14 protein-coding genes are annotated in these 17,772 nt (G+C 63.5%); 6 read left to right on the plus strand and 8 right to left on the minus strand.

All coding sequences use genetic code 11. The features are described 5' to 3' along the window. Positions 1–73: 73 nt before the first annotated feature. Complete coding sequence (gene metH / locus ESZ60_RS02835; RefSeq protein WP_134678891.1) at positions 74–3,826, minus strand: methionine synthase; 3,753 nt, start codon at positions 3,824–3,826, stop codon at positions 74–76. 145 nt (positions 3,827–3,971) lie between these two features. Here metH and lipB point away from each other — a divergent pair, with 145 nt between their 5' ends. The 4 genes from lipB (at position 3,972) to ESZ60_RS02855 (ending at position 7,574) form a co-directional block, all read left to right on the plus strand. Then, positions 3,972–4,628 (plus strand): lipoyl(octanoyl) transferase LipB, encoded by a 657-nt coding sequence (lipB, locus tag ESZ60_RS02840; RefSeq protein WP_134678892.1) that lies wholly within the window; start codon positions 3,972–3,974, stop codon positions 4,626–4,628. 140 nt (positions 4,629–4,768) lie between these two features. Then, positions 4,769–5,230, plus strand: coding sequence for a c-type cytochrome (locus ESZ60_RS02845; RefSeq protein ID WP_134678893.1), 462 nt, complete (start codon positions 4,769–4,771; stop codon positions 5,228–5,230). 172 nt (positions 5,231–5,402) lie between these two features. Then, a complete protein-coding gene (locus tag ESZ60_RS02850) occupies positions 5,403–7,079 on the plus strand; it encodes a cytochrome c oxidase subunit I (protein ID WP_134678894.1) in 1,677 nt (558 codons plus the stop codon). A 6-nt stretch (positions 7,080–7,085) separates the two neighbouring features. Next, positions 7,086–7,574 (plus strand): DUF2244 domain-containing protein, encoded by a 489-nt coding sequence (locus ESZ60_RS02855; RefSeq protein WP_134678895.1) that lies wholly within the window; start codon positions 7,086–7,088, stop codon positions 7,572–7,574. Here ESZ60_RS02855 and ESZ60_RS02860 read toward each other — a convergent pair whose 3' ends face one another. After that, positions 7,575–10,064, minus strand: a complete 2,490-nt coding sequence (locus ESZ60_RS02860; protein WP_134678896.1) for a GcvT family protein — start codon at positions 10,062–10,064, stop codon at positions 7,575–7,577. Positions 10,065–10,199: 135 nt separating this feature from the next. Beyond that, complete coding sequence (locus ESZ60_RS02865) at positions 10,200–11,204, minus strand: 2-hydroxyacid dehydrogenase (RefSeq protein WP_245155551.1); 1,005 nt, start codon at positions 11,202–11,204, stop codon at positions 10,200–10,202. A 106-nt stretch (positions 11,205–11,310) separates the two neighbouring features. Between ESZ60_RS02865 and ESZ60_RS02870 the strand changes: the two genes are divergently transcribed. After that, positions 11,311–11,910: an SH3 domain-containing protein gene (locus ESZ60_RS02870; RefSeq protein WP_134678897.1), complete on the plus strand. Its 600-nt coding sequence runs from the start codon at positions 11,311–11,313 to the stop codon at positions 11,908–11,910. Positions 11,911–11,947: 37 nt separating this feature from the next. On the opposite strand, the gene ESZ60_RS02875 is transcribed toward ESZ60_RS02870, so the two are convergent. From ESZ60_RS02875 to infC, 5 genes are read right to left on the minus strand one after another with little or no spacing between them, the layout of a single operon-like run. Beyond that, positions 11,948–12,385 carry a hypothetical protein gene (locus ESZ60_RS02875; protein WP_134678898.1) on the minus strand — a complete coding sequence of 146 codons (438 nt, stop codon included), beginning with the start codon at positions 12,383–12,385 and terminating at the stop codon, positions 11,948–11,950. Positions 12,386–12,403: 18 nt separating this feature from the next. Continuing rightward, positions 12,404–14,440 carry a M3 family metallopeptidase gene (locus ESZ60_RS02880; RefSeq protein WP_134678899.1) on the minus strand — a complete coding sequence of 679 codons (2,037 nt, stop codon included), beginning with the start codon at positions 14,438–14,440 and terminating at the stop codon, positions 12,404–12,406. A 34-nt stretch (positions 14,441–14,474) separates the two neighbouring features. After that, the gene (locus tag ESZ60_RS02885) at positions 14,475–15,524 is read right to left on the minus strand and encodes a HesA/MoeB/ThiF family protein (RefSeq protein WP_134678900.1); all 1,050 of its coding nucleotides are present in this window, start codon (positions 15,522–15,524) and stop codon (positions 14,475–14,477) included. Positions 15,525–15,528: 4 nt separating this feature from the next. Then, positions 15,529–15,990 (minus strand): dUTP diphosphatase, encoded by a 462-nt coding sequence (gene dut, locus ESZ60_RS02890; RefSeq protein WP_134678901.1) that lies wholly within the window; start codon positions 15,988–15,990, stop codon positions 15,529–15,531. A gap of 14 nt (positions 15,991–16,004) precedes the next feature. After that, complete coding sequence (infC, locus tag ESZ60_RS02895; protein ID WP_425331301.1) at positions 16,005–16,553, minus strand: translation initiation factor IF-3; 549 nt, start codon at positions 16,551–16,553, stop codon at positions 16,005–16,007. 242 nt (positions 16,554–16,795) lie between these two features. Between infC and ESZ60_RS02900 the strand changes: the two genes are divergently transcribed. Beyond that, complete coding sequence (locus ESZ60_RS02900) at positions 16,796–17,671, plus strand: hypothetical protein (RefSeq protein WP_134678903.1); 876 nt, start codon at positions 16,796–16,798, stop codon at positions 17,669–17,671. Positions 17,672–17,772 lie beyond the last annotated feature (101 nt).

The following is a 17,772-nucleotide window of genomic DNA, read 5'->3' on the forward strand; positions in this document are numbered from 1 at the left end:
TCGTAGCACGGGCTACTTAGACGGTTGCGCGGGGGATGAAAAGGGGTCTTTTGCTTCCGCCGCAAACCTTTTTTCATTCCGCCGCAACGGCCGCTTGCGGAATGTAATTCAGGATCGGGGCGAGCCAGCGCTCGGCCTCGGAGACCGACATTCCCTTCCTCGCGGCATAGTCCAGAACCTGATCATGCTCGACCTTCGCGACGCCGAAGTAATAGGCGTCGGGATGGCCGAGATAGAGGCCCGAGACCGAGGCCCCCGGCCACATCGCCATCGATTCGGTAAGCTCCACCCCGGTCGCCGCGGTGGCATCGAGCAGGCGGAACAGCGTGGTCTTTTCCGTATGGTCGGGCTGGGCGGGATAGCCGGGCGCAGGGCGGATACCGGGATAGGGCTCGCCGATCAGTTCCTCGGGGGCGAAGCTTTCATCGGAATAGCCCCAGTATTGCTTACGGACTCGCTCATGCATCATCTCGGCGAGAGCCTCGGCGAAGCGGTCGGCGAGGGCTTGAACAAGGATCGCCGAGAAATCGTCATGCGCCGCCTTGAAGCGGTCGGCGATGGCCTGTTCCTCGCCCCCTGCCGTCACGACGAAGCCGCCGACATAGTCGCGATGACCTGCTGGCGCAACGAAATCGGCCATGGCGACATTCGGGCGACCGTCACGCTTATGGACCTGCTGGCGCAGGGTGTGCAGCGTCGCCAGCGCCTCGCCGCGATCCTCGCCGGTGAACAGACGGATATCGTCGCCGACCCGGTTCGCGGGCCAGAAGCCAATGACGGCGCGGGGCTGGAACCATTTCTCGTCGATGATGAGCTTGAGCATGGCTTGCGCGTCCGCGAAGAGCTGCCGCGCGACCTCGCCCTGTTTCTCATCCTCAAGGATGCGCGGATAAACGCCCTTCAACTCCCAAGTCTGGAAGAAGGGGGTCCAGTCGATATAACGCGCGATCTCGGCCAGATCGAAATCGTCGATCACCCGCGCGCCGAGGAATTCTGGCGTCTTGGCCGCGAAGCCGGTCCAGTCAATCTGCACCGCATTGTCGCGGGCCGAGGCCAGCGGCAGACGCTTCTTCTCGGCCTCGGCGCGGGCGTGCTTGTTCGCGACATCCGCATATTCGGTGCGGATATTGTCGACATAGGCCGTTTTCTGGCCCGAAAGCAGGTTGCCGACCACGCCGACGGCGCGGCTCGCATCGGTGACATAGACGGTTTGTCCCTTGGCATAACGCGGGTGGATTTTCACCGCGGTATGCACGCGCGACGTCGTCGCGCCGCCGATCAGCAGCGGGATGTTGAAGCCTTCACGCTCCATTTCCGAGGCCACATGAACCATCTCGTCCAAGGACGGGGTAATGAGACCCGAAAGCCCGATGATATCGACCTTTTCGGCCTTGGCCACCTCGAGGATCTTGGTCGCCGGAACCATCACGCCAAGGTCGATGATCTCGTAGTTGTTGCAGGCCAGAACGACGCCGACGATGTTCTTGCCGATGTCATGGACATCGCCTTTCACCGTCGCCATCAGCACCTTGCCCGCGCTTGACGACGCGCCACTGCCAGCTTTTTCCGCCTCCATGAAGGGCAGCAAATGGGCCACGGCCTGCTTCATGACGCGGGCCGATTTCACCACTTGCGGCAGGAACATCTTGCCCGAGCCGAAGAGGTCGCCGACCACGTTCATCCCGTCCATCAGCGGACCTTCAATGACATGCAGGGGGCGTTCGACGGAAAGGCGCGCCTCTTCGGTGTCCTCGTCGATATATTCGGTGATGCCATTGACCAGCGCGTGCGACAGACGCTGCGCCACCGGCCATGTGCGCCAAGTCAGGTCTTTTTCGCGGGCTTTCGCGCCGCCCTCGCCGCGGAACCGCTCGGCGATGTCGAGCATGTTTTCCGTGGCCGTGCCGCCCTTGGCGGGTTTGCGGTTCAGGACCACATCCTCGCAGGCCTCGCGCAGACCCTCGTCGATCTGGTCATAGACGGCAAGCTGCCCTGCATTGACGATGCCCATATCCATGCCCGCCTGAATGGCGTGATAAAGGAACACGGCGTGCATCGCCTCGCGCACCGGCTCATTGCCGCGGAAGCTGAAGGACAAGTTCGACACGCCGCCCGAGATATGAACATGCGGCAGGGTCTGCATGATCCGGCGCGTCGCATTGATGAAATCGACGCCGTAATTGTCGTGTTCCTCGATGCCCGTCGCCACGGCGAAGATGTTGGGGTCGAAGATGATGTCCTCGGGCGGGAAGCCGACCTTGTTCACCAAGAGATCATAGGCGCGCGAACAGATCTCGACCTTGCGATTCTCGGTATCGGCTTGGCCGACCTCGTCAAAGGCCATGACCACGACGGCGGCGCCATAGCGGCGGCAGAGGCTCGCGTGATGCAGGAAAGCTTCCTCGCCTTCCTTGAGGCTGATCGAGTTCACCACTGCCTTGCCTTGCACGCATTTCAGACCGGCCTCGATCACTTCCCATTTCGAGGAGTCGATCATCACCGGAACGCGGGCAATATCGGGTTCGGCAGCGATCAGGTTCAGGTAGTCGATCATCGCCTGCTTCGAATCGATCAGGCCCTCATCCATGTTCACGTCGATGATCTGGGCGCCGTTCTCGACCTGATCGCGGGCGACATCCAAAGCGGGGGCGAAATCGCCATTGGTGATCAGCTTGCGGAAACGAGCCGAACCAGTGACGTTGGTCCGCTCACCGACGTTGATGAAGGGAATTTCATCGGTCTTGACGAAGGGCTCAAGCCCCGACAGGCGCAGGCGCGGCTCGATCTCCGGCAACACACGCGGTGGGATGTCGGCCACGGCGCGGGCAATCGCAGCGATATGTTCGGGGGTCGAGCCGCAGCAGCCGCCGACGATATTGACCAAACCTTCACGCGCGAATTCGGCAACTTGGGCGGCCATATCCTCGGGGGATTCGTCATATTGGCCCATCTCATTAGGCAGACCGGCATTGGGATAGGCGCAGATCAGCGTGTCGGCGACGCCAGACAGTTCGGCCAAATGCGGACGCATCGCCTCGGCCCCAAGGGCGCAGTTCAGGCCGATGGTCAGCGGCTGCGCGTGATTCACCGAATACCAGAAGGCGGTCGGCGTCTGCCCCGAAAGCGTGCGGCCCGAAAGGTCGGTGATCGTGCCCGAGATCATCACCGGCAGGCGCAGGCTCTTCTCGGCAAAGACCTCTTCGCAGGCAAAGATCGCGGCCTTGGCGTTCAGCGTGTCAAAGATCGTCTCGATCAGGATGATGTCGGCGCCGCCGTCGATCAGCCCGTGGATTTGCTCGGCATAGGCCACGCGCAGCTGATCGAAGGTCACCGCGCGGTAGCCGGGATTGTTCACATCCGGGCTGATCGAAGCCGTGCGGTTGGTCGGCCCAAGCGCGCCCGCGACCCAACGCGGGCGGCCATCTTCGGCGGTGGCGCGGTCGAGCGCCTGACGCACCAGACGCGCGCCGTGGAAGTTCAGGTCATAGACCGCATGTTCCATGCCGTAATCGGCCTGCGCGATGGTGGTCGAGGAAAACGTGTTCGTCTCGACGATATCTGCGCCCGCCTTGGCATAGCGGTAATGGATCGCCTCGATCGCCTCGGGCTGGGTCAGGATCAAGAGGTCATTGTTGCCCTGTTGGGGATGCTCACCAAGTGCCGGCGGGTGACAACCGCAGGCGCAAGCCCCACCGTGGCCAAGAAAATCGCCCTCGCCAAAGCCAAGCTGCTGGATCTGCGTGCCCATCGCGCCGTCAAGGATCAGGATGCGGTCCCGCGCAGCGGCGCGGATGGCGTCAAAAACGGGGGAAAGAGGCAGGGTCATGGCAGAATCCGGGCTATTGAAGCCGTCTATATAATCGCTGAAGTTCAATTAGTGAAATTCAACATCCGCAGAATGATCTTGAACGGGATTCATGATCCCCTGCCCCCTCTTGCGCCTAACTCGCATTGCCGCCAAATGACGGGCCATGACTGAATGGATCACCGCCCCCGGACTGACCGAATATGACGAGGCCGTCGCCTTCATGGAGGCGCGCGCCGCCGCGATCCATGCCGGAGAGGCCGATGAACTGATCTGGCTGGTCGAGCATCCGCCGCTTTACACCGCAGGGACCAGCGCCAAAGAGGCTGACCTGCTCGACGCCCGCTTCCCTGTTCATGCGGCGGGGCGCGGCGGGCAATATACCTATCACGGACCCGGCCAGCGCATCGTCTATGTCATGCTGGACCTGAATCGGCGCGGGCGCGACATCCGTGCCTTTGTCGCAGCGCTGGAGAATTGGGTGATCGACGCGCTCTCCGAGTTCAACGTCACCGGCGAGATCCGCGATGGCCGCGTCGGCGTCTGGGTGGCCCGTCCTGACAAGGCACCGCTGCTGGACGGCTCGACGCGCGAGGACAAGATCGCCGCCATTGGCGTCAAGCTGCGCAAATGGGTCAGCTTCCACGGCATCTCGATCAATGTCGAACCGGACCTGACGCATTACGCAGGCATCGTGCCCTGCGGCATCTCGGGGCATGGTGTGACCAGCCTCGTGGATCTGGGCCATCCGGTCGGGCTTGGGGATCTGGACGCGGCCTTGATGCAGACCTTCCCCAACAGTTTCCCGCCGATCTCGGACTGATTTTATCCAGTTCCTAGGGTCTGCATTGCCCTGTTTGCGACCTTTTGACGGTATTCAGGCAGGGTCTCTCATGCTAGCCCTCGACATCAGGGAGGGAGAGGTCCCATCCATGTTCCGGAAAACGACCCAGAGGGAATGCCATGAAGACCAGCATCTACGCCACTTTCGCTGCGATCGCGCTTGCGATGCCGGCCATGGCACAGGACGCGGGCGACGCCGCCAAAGGTGAAAACGAATTCAAGAAATGCAAGGCCTGCCACATGATCCAGTCGCCGGACGGCACGGATGTGGTCAAGGGCGGCAAGGTCGGTCCGAACCTCTACGGCGTGGTCGGCCGCAAGGCCGGCGCTCTGGAAGGGTTCAAGTTCTCGGACGCTCTGGTCAAGCTGGGCGAAGCCGGCGAGGTCTGGACCACCGAGGATCTGGCGGGCTACATCACCGACCCGAACAAATATGTCGAAGAGAAGGTCGGGGACAAATCCCTCAAGACCAAGATGACCTTCAAGCTGGCCAAGAATCAGGCCGACGTGGTTGCATTCCTTGCACAACACTCGCCTGAAGCGGGCGCAGCCCCCGCAGCCGAGGCCCCGGCCTCGAACTGATCCGCGACCTGTCGCGGTCCTGCAACAGGGGCGGTCCAAGGTCGGTTTTCGACGCCTTGGGACGCCTCGCGCAGGCTTCGCCGCGATTGCCCGGTCAGATTTTGTGTTCTAGAACTTGAGCCGAGTCCGTCGGCCCCGAACGGCCGGCCCGCGCATGTTTAGGGAGTTCAGCATGGCAGACGCAGCCGTTCACGGCCACGGCGACCAGCATGACACCCGCGGTTTCTTCACCCGCTGGTTCATGTCAACAAACCACAAGGATATCGGTATCCTTTACCTGTTCACGGCTGGCGTTGTCGGTCTGATCTCGGTCGCGTTCACCGTCTATATGCGGATGGAATTGCAGCATCCGGGCGTGCAGTACATGTGCCTCGAAGGCGCGCGCTTCATCTCTGATGCCGCCAGCGAATGCACGCCGAACGGCCATCTCTGGAACGTGATGATCACCTATCACGGCGTGCTGATGATGTTCTTTGTCGTCATCCCCGCACTGTTCGGTGGTTTCGGCAATTATTTCATGCCGCTGCATCTCGGCGCGCCCGACATGGCCTTTCCGCGGCTGAACAACCTCAGCTATTGGATGTATGTCTGCGGCGTCTGCCTTGGAATCGCCTCGCTGCTCGCTCCGGGCGGGAGCGACCAGATGGGTTCGGGCGTGGGCTGGGTCCTTTACCCGCCGCTCTCGACCACCGAGTCGGGCTATTCGATGGATCTGGCGATCTTCGCGGTCCATGTCTCGGGGGCGTCTTCGATCCTCGGCGCGATCAATATCATCACCACATTCCTGAACATGCGCGCCCCGGGCATGACGCTGTTCAAGGTCCCGCTCTTCGCCTGGTCGGTCTTTATCACCGCATGGCTGATCCTGCTGGCGCTTCCGGTTCTGGCCGGTGCCATCACCATGCTGCTGATGGACCGCAACTTCGGTACGCATTTCTTTGATCCCGCCGGTGGCGGCGACCCGATCCTTTATCAGCACATCCTGTGGTTCTTCGGCCATCCCGAGGTCTACATCATCATCCTGCCGGGCTTTGGCATCATCAGCCATGTCATCTCGACTTTCGCCAAGAAGCCGATCTTCGGCTATCTGCCGATGGTTCTGGCCATGGCCGCGATCGGCATCCTGGGCTTCGTCGTCTGGGCGCACCACATGTATACCGTCGGCATGTCGCTGACCCAGCAGAGCTATTTCATGCTGGCCACGATGACCATCGCAGTGCCGACCGGGATCAAGGTCTTCTCGTGGATCGCAACGATGTGGGGCGGCTCGATCGAGTTCAAGACGCCGATGCTCTGGGCCTTCGGCTTCCTGTTCCTGTTCACCGTGGGCGGGGTCACCGGCGTGGTCCTGAGCCAAGCCCCGCTGGATCGGGTCTATCACGACACCTATTACGTCGTGGCGCATTTCCACTATGTGATGAGCCTTGGCGCGGTCTATGCAATCTTTGCCGGGGTCTATTTCTGGATCGGCAAGATGTCGGGCCGGCAATATCCGGAATGGGCCGGAAAGGTGCATTTCTGGATGATGTTCATCGGCTCGAACATGATCTTCTTCCCGCAGCATTTCCTGGGACGTCAGGGCATGCCGCGCCGCTATATCGACTACCCGGTCGAGTTCGCGTTCTGGAACAATATCTCGTCGCTCGGGGCCTATCTGTCCTTCGCCTCGTTCCTGTTCTTCATCGGCATCGTCTTCTACACGCTGCGCGCCGGGCAGCGCGTCCATGTGCCGAACTATTGGAACGAGCATGCCGATACGCTGGAATGGACCCTGCCCTCGCCGCCGCCCGAGCATACGTTCGAGATCCTGCCCAAGCCGTCGGATTGGGATCGCAGCCACGCGCATTGATCCCGCATGCCTTATGAATGGATCGAAACGGCCCCGGAGGATTCCGGGGCCGTTATCATTCTGACGGTGTGGCTGCATCATTCGCTGCCGCGCAAGGGCTTTGCCTGGGTCATCGGGCTGGCAGCCGCGGGACTTGCGCTGCCTTTGCTCTCGATCCTTGGGACAGCGGCGCTGTGGGGCCTGCTACCCTTTGCGGTGATCGCAGTCTGGGGGCTGTGGGCCGCGATCCGCCGCAGCTATCGCGCGCCTCGGGAGGTGATGCGGATCGCGCGCGCCGAACTGGTGCTTACCCGCTCGGATCCCGGCCGCCCGGACCGGATCTGGCGCACCAATCCCTACTGGCTGCGCGCGACGCTGCGCGCGAATGGCCCGGTTCCGGATTATCTGGTCCTGACCGACGGCCGGCGCGAAATCGAACTGGGCGCATTCCTGTCGCCCGAAGAGCGCCGGAGCCTGCATCAGGAATTGACCGGACGGCTGCGCCGCCTGCGCTGATCAGCCGTCCTGGCGGATGCGGATATTCTCGGGGTCATGGGGGCTGTCGGCCACCACTTCGGCATCCCAGAACTCGCGCTGCATGCGCAGCTTGAGCCTCGTGCCAGGCGCCGCGCATTCGGGGCGGACATAGCCCATGGCGATGGATTTCCCGAGGGCCACGGACCATCCCCCCGAGGTCAGCCGTCCGACCCGCTGCCCGTCCATGAACAACCCTTCGCGGCCCCAGGGATCGGCATCACCCGGTCCGTCGATCAGCAGCGTCACGCAGCCTGACCGGATTCCCTTGTCGAGCATGGCCTGCTTGCCCCGGAAATCCTTGTCCAGATCGACGAAACGGTCGAGCCCCGCCTCGAGCGGCGTCGCGTCGCGGCCCAGCTCGGTCCCGAAGGCGCGATAGGATTTTTCCTGTCGCAGCCAGTTCTGGGCCCGCGCCCCGACCAGCTTCAGCCCGTGCTTCTCGCCCGTCGCGACCAGCAGATCCCAGAGGTAGCGCCCGAATTCGATCGGGTGGTGCAATTCCCAGCCCAATTCGCCGGTATAGGCCACCCGGATGGCGCGGACCGGACACATGCCAAGTTCGATCTCGCGCATCGAAAGCCAGGGAAAGCGTTTATTGCCCAGCACGGTCGAAGGGTCGGCGTCGCGCACGATCTCGGCCAGAATGTCGCGGGATCTCGGGCCGGCCAAGGCAAAGACGCCCCATTGCGTGGTGATGTCCTGCACGATGATCGGGCCGAATTCGGCGGCCTTGTCCTCGGCGCATTTGCGCAGGTTGTCGCCGTCGTAATCCGCCCAAGCCCCGGCCGAGATCAGGTAATAGTCATCCTCGGCCAGCCGAAGGATGGTGAATTCGCTGCGCGTCGTGCCGCTTTCGGTCAGGGCATAGGTCAGGTTGACGCGCCCGACCTTGGGCAGCCTGTTTGTCGTGAACCAGTCCAGGAAGCCAGAGGCCCCCGCCCCGGTCACGCGATGCTTGGCAAAGGCCGAGGCGTCGATCAGGCCCGCGCTCTCGCGGACGGCCTTGGCTTCATCGACGGCATATTGCCACCAGCCACCGCGTCGGAAACTGCGGGCGGCATGATCGTCGAAACCGGCGGGCGCGTAATAGTTCGGCCGCTCCCAGCCATTCACCTGCCCCATCTGCGCGCCGGCCGCGATCTGACGGTCATAGGCGGGCGCGGTGCGCAGCGGGCGGCAGGCTTCGCGCTCTTCGTCGGGATGGTGCAGCACGAAGACATGCTCGTAGCATTCCTCGTTCTTTTTCGCGGCATATTCGGTTGTCATCCAGCCGCCGAAACGGCGCGGATCAAGTGCCGCCATGTCGATCTCGGCCTCGCCCTGCGTCATCATCTGCGTAAGGTAATGGCCCGTGCCGCCCGCCGCCGTGATGCCGAAGCTGAAGCCCTCGGCCAGCCACATGTTGCGCAGGCCCGGCGCGGGACCGACCAGCGGATTGCCATCCGGCGTGTAGCAGATCGGGCCGTTGAAATCGTCCTTCAGACCCACGGTTTCCGAACTGGGGATGCGATGGATCATCGACATGTATTCCTCTTCGATCCGATCCAGATCGAGCGGGAAGAGATCGGCGCGGAAGCTTTCTGGCACGTCATAGAGGAAGCGCGCCGGGGCATTGCGCTCATAGGGTCCAAGAATCCAGCCGCCGCGTTCCTCGCGCACATACCATTTCGCGTCGGCATCGCGCAGCACCGGATGCTCGGGATTGCCCGCCGCGCGCCATGCCGCCAGCGCCGGGTCGGGCTCGGTCACGATATATTGGTGCTCGACCGGAATCGCGGGGATCTTGATACCCAGAAGCCGCGCGCTGCGCTGCGCATGGTTGCCGGTCGCGGTCACGACATGCTCGGCGCGGATCTCGAAAATCTCGCCCGAGGGGATCAGATTGCCGCCCTTTTCCTCCATGCGCTCGCAAGTCACGATCCATTCGCTGCCGGTCCAGCGATAGGCATTCACCTGTATCCTGCGCTCGATCGCGCAGCCGGCCATGCGCGCGCCTTTGGCCATGGCCTGCGTCACATCGGCGGGGTTGATATAGCCGTCGGTCGGGTGGAACAGCGCCCCTTTCAGATCCTCGGTGCGGACCAGGGGCCAGCGCTCGCGGATCTGAGCGGGGGTCAGAAACTCATGCGCGATGTCCAATGTCTCGGCCGTGGCGGAATAGAGCATGTATTCATCCATGCGCTCCTGCGTCTGTGCCATGCGCAGGTTGCCGCAGCGGGTAAAGCCCGCATTCAGCCCGGTCTCGGCCTCGAGCCCGGCATAAAGCCTGACCGAGTAATCATGGATATGGCTGGTCGCGTAGCCCATGTTGAACAGCGGCAGCAGACCCGCCGCGTGCCAGGTCGAGCCCGAGGTCAGCTCGTCGCGTTCGACCAGCATCGTCTCCCAACCGGCGCGGGCCAGATGCAGCGCGATGCCGCAGCCGACCGCTCCGCCGCCCACGACCAGAGCCTTCACATGGGTTTTCATGACCTGCCATTCCTTTCGCGCGCGACATTCCACAGGCGATTTGTCGCAGAGCATCCGCGGCCCCGCATCGCGCGCGCGACATTTCGCGGCAGGAAAACGACATGACGCATTTTGCCTAGGACTTGGTCGCAGGTGTTACAGCATCGAAGGCACGACCAGATCAGGCGGCCGGTGGCCATCGGCGAAGGTCTTGATATTGATGATGACCTTTTCGCCCATTTCGGCCCTCCCCTCGATCGTGGCCGAGCCCATATGCGGCAGCAGCACGACATTGGGCAATTCGCGCAGCCGGGGGTTGATCTCGTGGCCATGCTCAAAGACATCGAGCCCTGCCCCCGCGATCTCGCCCGCGCGCAGCATCCGCGTCAGGGCGTTCTCGTCGATGACCTCGCCGCGCGAAGTATTCACCACCACCGCCGATGGCTTCATCAGCTTCAGCCGCCGCGCATTGAGCAGATGGAAGGTCGAGGGCGTATGCGGCGCGTTCACGCTGATGATGTCCATGCGCGCCAGCATCTGATCCAGGCTTTCCCACCACGTCGCTTCAAGCTCGGCCTCTATCTCGGGGCGCAGGCGGCGGCGGTTGTGGTAATGCACCTGCATCCCGAAGGCGCGGGCGCGGCGCGCCACCGCCTGTCCGATCCGGCCCATGCCAAGGATGCCCAGACGCCTGCCGCCGATCCGCCCGCCCAGATGGTTGGTCGGCGACCAGCCCTGCCAGCGCCCGCCCTGCATCTCGGCCATGCCCTCGGGCAGGCGGCGCACCACCGAAAGGATCAGCGCCAGCACCATATCTGCCGTATCTTCGGTGACCACGCCCGGCGTGTTCGAGACCAGAATCCCCCTCTGCCGCGCCGATTGCACGTCGATATGGTCGAATCCCGCGCCGTAATTGGCGATCAGCTTCAGCCTTTCGCCCGCCTGGGCCAGCATATTGGCGTCTATGCGGTCGGTCACCGTGGGCACGAGCACATCGCTTGCCTGCATGGCCGCGACAAGTTCCTCGCGGCCCATCTTGCTGTCCTCGCCGCGCAAGGCGACGTCGAACAATTCCGACATCCGCGTCTCGACGGCCTCGGGAAGCCTGCGCGTGACGGTCACCCTGAGTTTGGAACGAAGCCTGTCGCCTGCTTGCATCATGGTCCCCCCTGCGCTCGGCCGGTCCATCTTCCCAAAGGGATCGGCATTTGGCAAAGTGCCTTTGTCGCGGGGCAGGCACAAGGCCTCGAAAAAACAGGACGGGCAGATGAATCTTATTCGGGTTGGACATGGCCTTGCTGCTGCGGCCATGATCGCCTCGCTTGCGGGCGCGGCTTTGGCGCAGGCGACGAATCCCGGCGAGCGACTTGACGCGATCGAACGCCCTCCCGTTTCGGCAGATGCCGAGATCAGCCGCAATCCGGCGGGCAGGCAGGATCCGCATCGCGGTTCGGTCACCAACCTGCCCTTGCCGCGCTATGTCAGCCTGAAGGGCGGCGAGGGCAATGCGCGGCGCGGCCCGAGCCTTTCGCATCGCATCGACTGGGTGTTCCGCCATGCCGGAATGCCCCTGCGCGTCGTGGCGGAATTCGGCCATTGGCGACGGGTCGAGGATCAGGACGGCGCGGGCGGCTGGGTGCATTACTCGCTGCTGTCGGGCGTGCGCACCGCGATCGTGCGCAAGGACATGCTGGAACTGCTGGCCAAGCCCGTCGAACATGCCAATGTGGTTGCGCGGGCCGAAGCCGGTGCGATCGTGCGTCTGCATGAATGCAACCCGACCTGGTGCCGCGTGTCAGGCGGAGGGGAAAAGGGCTGGGTGCCCAAGCCCACGATCTGGGGCGTCGATCCCGACGAGATCCGATAGGTTTCGGGCCGCCCCAGGGCGGCCCGTCTTGGCGTGATTACATGCTTTCCCCCGCCAGCGCGCTTGAGCTGGCTTGGGCCTTCATGCATTGGAAATAGGTCAGGGTGATCGAATCCTCGGTCAGGCGCAGCGTGCCGTCGGTGCGGGTCTGCAGATCGACGATCCGGTTGCCTGCAGCCGGCGAGCCCACGCAGGACAGCGTCACGCGGGTCTGGTCCACCTGCTTTTCGGAATTGGCGACCGTGCAGGTCGTTCCCGGAAAGATGAACTTGTTGCCATCAATCACCAGGCTCTTGTCGCTGGTGATGTCGCCGCAATGGGACTGCAGCAGGTTATAGGTCCCGTTCAGCGCGCTCGACTGAGCCATCGGGCCGGGCGTCGGCTCGGGGTTGACGGGCGGAGCCTGGTCGCAGGCCGCAAGCCCACCCAGGACCACGGCAGCGGCGCAGGCGAGCAGAGCTTTAGTCGATATCATCTCGTTTCTCCCGTTGAATCAGGAAGCAACATCCAGAAGGTCGCGTCCTTTCAACAAAGCGTGAACCCCCGGTTTTCGTTCCCTGAATTTCAACCAAAGTTCATCTGCGGGCATCGAATCCCCTTTCGAGAGGATCCATTTCTCGAGTTTTGCGGCCGTATCCGCATCAAAGGCGCTGCCTTGCTCGAGAAAGGCGTCAAAGGCATCCGCATCCATCACCTCGGACCACATATAGCTGTAATAGCCCGAGGAATAACCGTCACCCGCGAAGACATGCGCGAAATGGGGCGTGGCATGACGCATCGGGATCGCGGCAGGCGCGCCCAGGGCCGCGAGGATCTCGGCCTGACGCGCCATCGGATCGGCAGGAGGCGTGCCGCGATGAAAGGCCAGATCGACCAGCGCGCTCTCCAGATATTCCACCGTCGAGAAGCCGGAATCGGCATTGCGCGCCGCGAGAATCCGGTCACGCAGATCGGCGGGCAGCGGCGCGCCGGTCTCGGCATGGCGGGCATGGCGGTCTAGGACCTCGGGCTGCTCCAGCCAATGCTCGAACAATTGGCTCGGCAGTTCGACGAAATCCCGCGCCACCGATGTTCCCGAGATCGAGGGCCAATGCACATCCGACAGGATATGATGCAGTGCATGGCCGAATTCGTGGAACAAGGTATGCGCGTCATCCCATGACAGATAGGCGGGCGCGCCCTCGGCCTCGGGTGGGGTGAAGTTGCAGACATTGACCACGATGGGCCGCTGGCCCGCGCCGATCTTGTGCTGGCTCTGCAGGCTCGAACACCAGGCCCCCGAACGCTTGCTGGGTCGGGCAAAGAAATCGCCCAGGAAAATCGCCATCGGGCGGCCGTCGCGGGTGATTTCCCATGCCCGGACATCGGGCGACCAGAGCGGTGCCTCAACTTCCCGCATCTCAAGCCCGAAAAGCCGCCCGGCCGTGTCGAAGACCGCGCCGATCATCGCGTCGAGCGTGAGGTAAGGTTTGACTGCCGCCTCATCGAGATCATGCTCGGCCTTGCGGCGGCGCTCGGCATAGAAGCGCCAGTCCCAGGGCCCCAGCGCGCCATTGATCCCGTCGCGGCGCAAGGCCTCGGTGAAGCGGGCGGCGTCGCGCTCGGCGCGGGTCTTGGCCGGGGCCCAGACCTCGGTCAAGAGCGCCTCGACATTGGCCGCATTGGCGGCCATTTCGGGTTCCAGCTTGTAGCTGGCGAAATCCGCATAGCCCAAGAGCTGCGCCCTTTCGTGGCGCAATTGCAGGATTTCCGCAGCAATCGGACGATTGTCGGTCTTCGCCCCGCCCGCGCCCGAGCCATCCCCCCGCGCCGTCCATGCCCGCCACGCCGTCTCGCGCAAGGCGCGATCCTCGGCATGTTCCAGAAAGGGCACGATCAGCGAACGGTTCAGCGTCACGATCTGGCCCTGCTGCCCGCGCTCGCGCGCTGCGGCGCGCATGGCGCGAAGCAGCCAATCGGGCAGTCCGGCAAGCTGGCCGTCCCCGATCGGCAGGATGAAATCACGCTCATCGGTCAGGACATTCTGCGCGAAATCAGTCGAGAGCACGGCCAGCCTTTCGCGGATCGCCGCCATGCGGGCGCGCGCCTCGCCGCTCAGCCCCGCGCCCGCGCGGCGCAGCCCGCGCAGGGTCAATTCGGTCAGGCGCAGATCCTCGGGGGCAAGTGCGGACTTGTCCTGCATGATCGCCTCGACCCGGTCGAACAGGCGCGGGTCCATGCTGACCTTGGAGCCATGCGCGGCAAGGCGAGGCGCAATCTGGCGCTGCAGATCCTCGCGCGCGGGGTTCGAATCCACCCCGGTCAGGGTAAAGAACACGGCGCAGAGCCGGTTCAGCGGATCCTCGGCGGTTTCAAGCGCGGCGACGGTGTTTTCAAAGCTGGGCGGTTCGGGATTGGCGGCGATCGCCTCGACCGCAGCGCCGGCCAATTGCAGGCAGGTGTCGAATGCGGGGGCGAAATCCTCGTCGCGGATCAGGTCGAAACGCGGCAGACCCAGCGGTCCGGTCCAATGCGTCAATTCGGGATTCATGCGGGGTCTCCTGAATGGGTTGCCCGCGAGTGTTTCACCCCTGAGGAAAATGTCCAGAGCCGCAGACCGGGCAATCCGCGCGCCGCGCGAGTTTCACCAGCCGGTTCTCGCCCCAGAGCCCGTCAAAGATCATCATCCGCCCGCGCAGCGGTTCGCCCGCCCCGGCAATCAGCTTGATCGCCTCCAACGCCATCATGCTGCCGATGACGCCGGGCAAGGGCCCGACCACACCCGCCTCGGCGCAGGCGGGCGCAAGTCCCGCCGCAGGGGCCTCGGGGAAAATGCAGGCCATGCAGGGCGCGCCGCGTTTTGGATCCCAGATGGTGATCTGCCCCTCCCATTGCGCGATCGACCCCGCGATCAGCGGCACACCCGCCGCCACGCAGGCCACGTTGATCGCCTGTCTGGCGGCGAAACTGTCCGTGCCGTCAATCACAAGGTCATGCCCGGCAATCAGCGCCGCATCCTCCGCCCCGATCCGGCGGTTCAATGCGGTCACCTCGATATGCGGGTTCAGCGCCAGCATCGCCTCGGACGCGGCATCGGCCTTGGCGCGGCCCGCATCCGTGCTGCGAAAAATCACTTGCCGCTGCAGGTTCGAGAGGCTCACCGCGTCATCATCTGCCAGAGTGATCCGTCCGATACCCGCCCCCGCCAGATAAAGACAGACCGGCGCGCCCAACCCGCCCGCGCCGACGACCAGAACGCGGGCCCGTTTCAGCGCCGCCTGCCCCGGCCCACCCAGTTCCCGCAGCACGATATGGCGGGCATAGCGGTCAAGCTCGGCATCCGGCAACGGGCCAGAGGACGCGGGGCGCGGCATTTCGGACAAGGGCCTGGCCTTTCGATGCAATTGCCGCAGCAGGGTACGATAGCCCAAGACCAATGCAAGAATTCCGCCGCCAAGAAGCCACAGCCGCAGATCACCCCCGGCAAGGCGCGCTGGCGCGGATTTCGGCGCAAGCCAGAGGACAAGCGCCGCCGCCGCCCAAAGCAGGCCCACGATGCCCCAGCCCCTGCGCGCCGACCAGCCCAAAACGGCCCCCGCACAAAGCGCGGCAGCCATCATCAGCAGGATGAGCATGAAATCAGGCCCGGCCGGTCGAGCCGAAGCCGCCCGCGCCGCGCGCGGTATCCTCCAGCGCCTCGGCAATGACATAGCGCGCCCGGGTGACCGGCGCGATCACGGCCTGCGCGATGCGCTCGCCATGCTGGATTGCGTAAGCCTGCTGGCCCAGATTGATCATGATGACGCCAAGCGGACCGCGATAATCGCTGTCGATCGTGCCGGGCGTATTGGGCAGCGTCACGCCATGCTTCAGCGCGAGGCTGGAGCGGGGACGGATCTGCATCTCGAAGCCTTCGGGGATCTGCACGCGCAGGCCGGTGGGCACAAGCTTGATCTGGCCAGGATCAAGCACAAGCTCGGCCCCGCCAAGATCGGCCCGCAGGTCAGCGCCTGCGGAACCGGAGGTCTGGTATTCGGGCAAGGGCAGCGCCGCATCGGCACCCGGTTCACGCAGAACCAGAATCGTCACATCCGCAGCCATGTCCGTAACCTTACTTATTTGGGCGTGATCATCATGACCATCTGACGCCCTTCGAGCTTGGGCATCGATTCGACCTTGCCGGCTTCGCCGATATCGGCAGCGACACGGTTGAGAAGCTCAAGGCCCAACTGCTGGTGCGCCATTTCGCGTCCGCGGAAACGCAGGGTCACCTTGACCTTGTCGCCCTCGCCCAGGAACTTCATCACCGAGCGCATCTTGACGTCGTAATCATGGGTATCGGTCCCGGGACGGAACTTGATCTCCTTGATTTCGATGATCTTCTGCTTCTTGCGGGCCTCGGCTTCGCGCTTTTGCTGTTCATATTTGAACTTGCCGAGGTCCATGATCTTGCAGACCGGCGGCACGGCATTGGGCGAAATCTCGACAAGGTCCAGCCCGGCTTCCTGAGCAAGCTCCATGCCGCGTGCTGGCGACACGACACCGATATTTTCGCCATCCGCGCCGATCAGGCGAATCTCAGCGACCCGGATGCGGTCGTTGGTCCGGGGGCCGGTGTCACGTTGGGGCGGAGCGTTATGCGGTCTGCGGGCTATGGCTGTGATCCTTGTATGGCCAAATTGTTTGCGCGGTTAAATAGTCGGGCAAAACGCGCTTTTCAACCGAATTCGCGCGTTTGCGGACGTTTCAGCGCAGCAAGGGCGAAAGATTTCCTCGCCCCTTCGCCCCGCTTTACGACAGCCTTCCTGCCATGCTTAGATGCCGTCAACGCCTCGCCGCGTCCCGAAGGGGTCCCGACCGTCTCGGGCGGTGATGCGCCCGCAAAAGCAGCCTCGCAAGACAGCACATGACGCAACCGACGCTCGATCAGTTCCTTTCGACCTCGGCGGACAAGCTGGCCAAGGGTCCCATCGCCATCCTCCTGATCGAGGATGCGATCGCCGTCGCGCCGACGCTGAACCATCATCTGAACTGCGGCTTTCGCCAGATTGTCGCGCTTTCGCCCGAACCCCTGCCCGGCCACCTGATCGCGGATGATGCGGCTGGGCGGGTGTCCAATGTGATCTTCAACACGCGGCAGGCCGACGCGCATGCGATCGCGGTCAACAGCATCGTCCCGGCCGCGCCGCCGAATACCTGGTTCTATTACGGCTATAATGCCGAATTCCTGTTCTTTCCCTTCAGCGAGACCCGCACCGTCGGCGAGATGCTGGCCTTTCATACCGAAGAGCGGCGTCGTGCGATGCTGACCTATGTCGTCGATCTTTACGCCCCCGACCTGAACCGCTTTCCCGATGCCGTCAGCATGAACGAGGCCATGTTCGACCGGACCGGATATTTCGCTCTGGGGCGCAAGGACCGCGAGGGCAAGTTCAAGGAGCGGCAGCTCGATTTCCACGGCGGGTTGCGCTGGCGATACGAAGAGCATGTCCCGGCCGATCGTCGTCGGATCGACCGGATCGCGCTGTTCAGAAGCGAGCCGGAACTGAAACTTCTGTCTGATCACCGTTTCAATATCGAGGAATACAACACCTATTCCTGCCCCTGGCATAACAATCTGACAGCCGCCGTCGCATCCTTCCGGGCGGCCAAGGCGCTGGCGCGCAATCCCGGCTCGCGCCGGCAGATCCAGACCTTCGCCTGGCGCAATTCGCATCCCTTCCGCTGGCATTCCCAGCAATTGATGGATCTGGGCCTGATGGAGCCGGGGCAGTGGTTCTAAGCCCCTGAGCCTGTGCCAAAACGCCGCAATCGCGGCAAAGGGCCGCAGGTCTTGCGCCTCGGCAGGGCGGAATGATAGACCCTCCTCCAAGTTTCGTGGCG

Source organism: Paracoccus ravus, assembly GCF_004522175.1.
GTDB classification, from domain to species: Bacteria; Pseudomonadota; Alphaproteobacteria; order Rhodobacterales; family Rhodobacteraceae; genus Paracoccus; species Paracoccus ravus.